The following is a 5,280-nucleotide window of genomic DNA, read 5'->3' as shown; positions in this document are numbered from 1 at the left end:
CCAGGCCGTCTATGACCGCGACCCGGCCTGCACCCGCTTCATGGAACCGGTGCTCTATTTCAAGGGGTTTCACGCAATCCAGACCCACAGGCTGGCGCACTGGCTGTGGCAGAAGGGACGGCAGGATTTCGCGCTCTACCTGCAGAGCCGCTCTTCCAGCGTGTTCCAGACCGACATCAATCCAGCCGCGAAAATGGGCAAGGGCATCTTCCTCGACCATGCGACCGGTCTCGTCGTCGGCATGACCGCCACGATCGGCGACGATGTCTCGATCCTGCAGGGCGTCACGCTCGGCGGCACGGGCAAGGAAAGCGGCGACCGCCACCCGAAGATCGGCGACAGCGTGCTGATCGGCGCCGGCGCCAAGGTGCTCGGCAACATCACCGTCGGCCATTGCTCGCGGATTGCCGCGGGCTCCGTGGTGCTGAAGCCGGTTCCGGCCAATTCGACGGTTGCGGGCGTTCCGGCGAAGGTGATCGGCACGGCGGGCTGCTCCGATCCCGCCCGGTCGATGGATCAGTTGATCGGCTCGGAAGACTGACAGCCCGGCCCTGAAATCCATCCGCCCGCGCATTTGCATTCTCGGCCCTTGCGTGTCACAAGCGCGCCACCACTTGAAGACCAGACGGAGTTCATCCCTTGAAGCCAGACGAAATCAAAAAGCTCGACTCCTATTTCAAGCGCATGTTCGGGCCGCTCTTTGCCGTGCGCGCGCGCCCGCGCAAGGACGATTCCTGCGAGGTCTACCGCGAGGACGAGTTCATCGGCGTCATCTATCTCGATGATGAGGACGGCGACCGCTCCTTCAATTTCTCCATGGCGATCCTCGACGTCGATCTCGAGCCCTGATCGCAGGGCATATGCGTGACAGGAACCGGTCGTTCGAAGCGGCCGGTTTTTTTGTGCCGCCCTTGCAGATGGACAAAAAAAGGCCGGCCCAGGAAGGGCCGGCAAAGAAAAAAAGCGAAAAAGCTTTGGTGATCGGAAACTGTCTTGAACAGAAAAACTGAACATGCGCGGGCCAATATGGCGAGCTGATGAAAACCAGTCCGGGGGACACCGGCGCGAAAAACGCTGCGCCGTGCATCCCCGTTTGCCCTGGCCACGGGATAGTGTAAGAAGATCACGTTTTGATGACACATCGCCAATGATAATCCGACAGTCAAAAACCTTCTGATTGCGCTTTGACCTGTTGCGCTTGGAAGGTGCGTGAGGGGACTACGCATGCCGCCGATTTCCGAAATCCTGCAACTCGTCGTTCTGCTGGCAGTGGCCGGCTGCGTCGCCGGCTTCCTCGCCGGCCTCTTCGGCATTGGCGGCGGCGCCGTGCTGGTGCCGGTCTTCTACCAGGCCTTCGCGCTTGCCGGCGTGGACGAGGGCGTGCGCATGAAGCTCTGCGTCGGAACCTCGCTTGCCATCATCATTCCGACCTCGCTGCGTTCCTTCCAGTCGCATTACAAGCGCGGCACGGTGGACATGAAGCTGCTGAGGCAATGGATCATCGCCGTGCCCTTCGGCGCCATCGTCTCGGCCATGGTCATCGCCTATGCGCCGGGCGACGTGCTGCGCGCGGCCTTCGCCGTGATCACGCTCCTGATCGGCCTGAAGATGCTCTATCCGAAGGCATCGAAATGGCGGCTCGGCGAGGACCTGCCGAAGAACCCCGCTCTGTTCGGCTGCGGCTGGCTGATTGGGCTTTTGTCCGGGTTGATCGGCATCGGCGGCGGCACGCTCAACAACACCTTCATGACGCTCTACAACCGGTCGATGCTGCAGGCTGTGGCGACCTCGGCGGGGGTCGGCGTGCTGATCTCGATCCCGAGTTTTGTCGGCAACGTCATCGGCGGCTGGGGCCATCCGGGGCTTCCGGTTCTGTCCACCGGCTATGTCAACTGGATCGCCGTGGCGCTGATCATTCCGATCACGCTCCTGATCGCGCCCGTCGGCGCGCGCGCCGCCCATGCGGTTTCCGACCGGGTGCTGACGGCCGGTTTCGGCATTTTCCTGCTGACGATCTCCGCCCGCTTCTTCATCTCGTTCTTCTGAACGCTCAATCGGTGAGGCGCAGTTCCTCGGCGCGCATGTCGACCGAGCTCAGCGTGCCGAGAAAGCTCATGCCGAGCAGGCTTTGAGACAGAAGGCCTTCCCCGGCCACCATGGCGCGGACGTTGCGGCGCGTGATCGGGCCGATCGCGACCTCGTCAAGCGTGACGGGGGCCGCCATGGCGTTGCCGTTTGCCGTTGAGACCATCGCCGTGAAGCTGAGCGATCCGGCATCGAAGCCGATCCGCTCCGCGTCCCTTGTCGTCAGCGTCACCCGGCTTGCGCCGGTGTCGACCAGCATCGCCACGCTTACGCCGTCGACTTCGACATTGGCGGTGAAGTGCCCGTCGCGGCGCTTGCCGATAATCACCTGTTCGCGGCCGTCGACCATGGTCGTCGTCATCGACATGCCGGGCACGAGGCCGCCGAAGAGGCGGGCGCCGACCTCCCGGAAATCATGGCGGAAGATATAGGCGGCGGAAATGACCAGCAGGATCGCGGCCCAGATCAGCAGCGACTGGAACACATGGCCGAAATTGCGCTGGCCCTGCAGCACGCCGGCGGCGACGAGAACCAGCAGCGGCGCAAGCCAGAGCGCGGAGGCGAACTCGTCATTGGCAAGGCCGAGCGTCGTACCGTCGCCGCCCGTCACCATCAGCATGATCATGCCCACTGCGACGATTGCAATCAGGATCCAGAACAGACGCAAGGCGGTCACTCCCCGTGTTGAAGGCGCAAGGCGCGCGGCGGGAGCCCGCGCCTCGTCATCGTGACCGGATATCGGGTTTCAGACGCAAATGGCAAGGGCGACGAGGAAGACGGTCTCGCTGATCCGGGCCGTGGCGCCGAGCGTATCGCCCGTGCAGCCGCCGAGACGGCGGGCGACGAACAGGCTGAAACCGAGGGCGGCGGCCGCGCCGCAGACAAGGGCGGCAAGCGCGGGCCACACCGTCCCGGTCGCGAGGGCCGAAAGGCCGATGATGACGACGCCGCCGAGAACCGCGCACAGCGCCGACCGTCTTCCGGGGCGACCGAGGGCGGACGCTGCTCCGTCGGTGCGCGCTGACGGAAGGGCGCTCCATTGACAGACCATGGCGGCGCGCCCGCCTGCCGCTCCGGCGATGAGGAAAAGCGCTGCATTCCACGAACCCTCTGCAACCAGGACCGCAAGTGCGACGGCCTGCAACAAGATTGAGAGGATAAGGGCGATCGTACCGTAGGCTCCGGTGCTGCTGTCCTTCATGATCGCCAGCGCGGCCGCGCGGTCCTGTCCGCCGAAAAGGCCGTCGAAGGAATCGGCAAGACCGTCCTCGTGAAGCGCGCCGGTGACGACGAGGCTGACCGCGATTGCGATCAGCGCCGCCAGCAAAGGCCCGGCGCCGAGCATCGTCAGGGACGGCAAAACAAGGGCAGGCAACAGGGCTGCGAGAACGGCGGCAAGGGGAAAGGCCCATGCCGCGCGTGCGCCGTCCGGCGGAACGGTTTGCATTTGCGCCGGAATGGGATATCTCGTCAGAAAACCGGTTGCCACGGCGAGGTCTTTCGCCAGGTTCGACAGTCGCGTCATGGTGGCACTTTCGTCAATGTGTGCGCGATAGGTGTGTAACTATGGCAGATCGAGACAACCTTGGATAGCCCGTTTATGCTCGTAATAGTAAAAAAGGACTTACTCTAGATGGAAGCCGCCGGACAGCCCTTCGATGATTTCCGTGCTCTGCTGGAGGCACTGCCGGGGGCCGATACGCCAGCCCTTGCGGCGGCGCGGAAACGTAACTCTTTGCTGACGAAGCCGGAGGGCGCGCTCGGACGCCTGGAAGAAATCGCCATGTGGCTTGCCGCGTGGAGCGGGCGCGCCCCGTCGGTGAACCGTCCCATGGTCGCCGTCTTCGCCGGCAATCACGGCATCGCGGCCAAAGGCATCACGCCCTATCCGGCAACCGTCACGCAGCAAATGGTGGGCAATTTCGAGAAGGGCGGCGCGGCGATCAACCAGATCTGCGCCTCGGTCGACCTCAGCCTCAAGATCTTCGATCTGGCGCTCGACTATCCGACCGGCGACATTACCGTGGAGCCCGCGCTTTCCGAACGCGATTGCGCGGCGACCATGGCCTACGGCATGGAGGCGGTTGCCGGCGGGGTGGACCTGCTCTGCCTCGGCGAAATGGGCATCGGCAACACCGCGATTGCCGCGGCGCTCTGCCTCGGGCTTTACGGCGGTTCCGCCGCCGAATGGGTCGGCCCCGGAACCGGTGCGGAAGGCGAGATGCTGGAACGCAAGATCGCCGCCGTCGAACAGGCCGTGGCCTGCCACAAGGACCATCTCTCCGATCCGCTGGAACTGCTGCGCAGGCTCGGGGGACGCGAGTTCGCGGCAATCGCCGGTGCCATCATCGCCGCGCGGATGCAGAAGGTGCCGGTGTTGCTCGACGGCTATGCCGTGACCGCCGCCGCCGCCGTGCTGAAGGCCGCCAAACCCTCGGCGCTCGATCACTGCATGATCGCCCATGTCTCTGCCGAGCCGGGGCATCTGAAGCTGATCCAGAAGCTGGGCAAGACGCCGCTTCTTGCGCTCGGCATGCGTCTCGGCGAGGGCACGGGCGCGGCGCTTGCCGCAAGTCTGGTGAAATCGGCCGCGGCCTGCCACACCGGCATGGCGACCTTCGAGGAGGCCGGCGTCTCCGGGCGGGGGTGATGCGACCTTTGCCCCGGGCGCTGTTTGTGACGGCAATTCCCGTGCGTCGTCAAAGGCTTGTCGCGCAGCTGTAACATGCCGATGGCAGGGTGCGCCGACTTGGTCTTGAGCCGGAAGGAGACGGAATGGCCGAACCGCCGATCGAGAAGCAAAAGGGCATTCGCCATCTGTTCGCCGCCGGCGGCTATTCCTGGCAGGGCTTCCTGCGGCTGCTCAAGGAAGAAGCCTTTCGTCATGAACTGATCGGCTTCGTCATCGGCCTTGCCATATTCGTCCTTGTCGGTGCGAGCGGCCTCGAGTTCATGATCTTCGTGATCCTGATGTTCTCACTGTTTGCCGCCGAGGCGCTGAACACGGCCGTCGAGGAGATCATCGACCGGGTCTCGCCGGAACGCTCGGTGGAAGGCAAGCACGCCAAGGACCTCGGCTCCTTCGCCACCTTCTGCCTGATCTGCTGCAATGTCATCTACGCCGTCTATGTCGTGTTCTTCTAGATGTGGGCTTTCAGGAGGTTGTCCATTCGGAGCGGACCGAGGAGACTGGAG

General features: G+C 64.1%; 8 protein-coding genes. 6 read left to right on the top strand and 2 right to left on the bottom strand.

All coding sequences use genetic code 11. The features are described from left to right. From cysE to AC5DC2_RS18855, 4 genes are all read left to right on the top strand, one after another. Positions 1-541, top strand: a 541-nt coding sequence (cysE, locus tag AC5DC2_RS18870) for a serine O-acetyltransferase (RefSeq protein WP_491699580.1), incomplete at its 5' end; no start/stop codon positions are given. 98 nt (positions 542-639) lie between these two features. Continuing rightward, positions 640-849 (top strand): DUF3126 family protein, encoded by a 210-nt coding sequence (locus AC5DC2_RS18865; RefSeq protein ID WP_024707469.1) that lies wholly within the window; start codon positions 640-642, stop codon positions 847-849. An 11-nt stretch (positions 850-860) separates the two neighbouring features. Then, the gene (locus AC5DC2_RS18860; RefSeq protein ID WP_491699579.1) at positions 861-1,010 is read left to right on the top strand and encodes a hypothetical protein; all 150 of its coding nucleotides are present in this window, start codon (positions 861-863) and stop codon (positions 1,008-1,010) included. A 214-nt stretch (positions 1,011-1,224) separates the two neighbouring features. Beyond that, a complete protein-coding gene (locus tag AC5DC2_RS18855) occupies positions 1,225-2,046 on the top strand; it encodes a sulfite exporter TauE/SafE family protein (protein ID WP_024707468.1) in 822 nt (273 codons plus the stop codon). A 4-nt stretch (positions 2,047-2,050) separates the two neighbouring features. Here AC5DC2_RS18855 and AC5DC2_RS18850 read toward each other — a convergent pair whose 3' ends face one another. Both AC5DC2_RS18850 and AC5DC2_RS18845 read right to left on the bottom strand, forming a co-directional pair. Then, positions 2,051-2,761, bottom strand: a complete 711-nt coding sequence (locus tag AC5DC2_RS18850; RefSeq protein WP_244435536.1) for a TIGR02281 family clan AA aspartic protease — start codon at positions 2,759-2,761, stop codon at positions 2,051-2,053. 69 nt (positions 2,762-2,830) lie between these two features. Beyond that, positions 2,831-3,610, bottom strand: coding sequence for an adenosylcobinamide-GDP ribazoletransferase (locus AC5DC2_RS18845; RefSeq protein WP_491699578.1), 780 nt, complete (start codon positions 3,608-3,610; stop codon positions 2,831-2,833). A 108-nt stretch (positions 3,611-3,718) separates the two neighbouring features. Here AC5DC2_RS18845 and cobT point away from each other — a divergent pair, with 108 nt between their 5' ends. Together cobT and AC5DC2_RS18835 are read left to right on the top strand one after the other, a co-directional pair. Continuing rightward, on the top strand, positions 3,719-4,735 hold the full coding sequence (cobT, locus tag AC5DC2_RS18840; RefSeq protein WP_491699577.1) for a nicotinate-nucleotide--dimethylbenzimidazole phosphoribosyltransferase: 1,017 nt from the start codon (positions 3,719-3,721) through the stop codon (positions 4,733-4,735). 125 nt (positions 4,736-4,860) lie between these two features. Next, positions 4,861-5,229 (top strand): diacylglycerol kinase, encoded by a 369-nt coding sequence (locus tag AC5DC2_RS18835; RefSeq protein ID WP_024707464.1) that lies wholly within the window; start codon positions 4,861-4,863, stop codon positions 5,227-5,229. The last annotated feature ends 51 nt before the right edge of the window (positions 5,230-5,280 follow it).

The organism is Martelella sp. (genome assembly GCF_984369615.1).
Note: the sequence above shows the minus strand (reverse complement) of the source record. Positions and strands in the feature narration are given on the sequence as shown.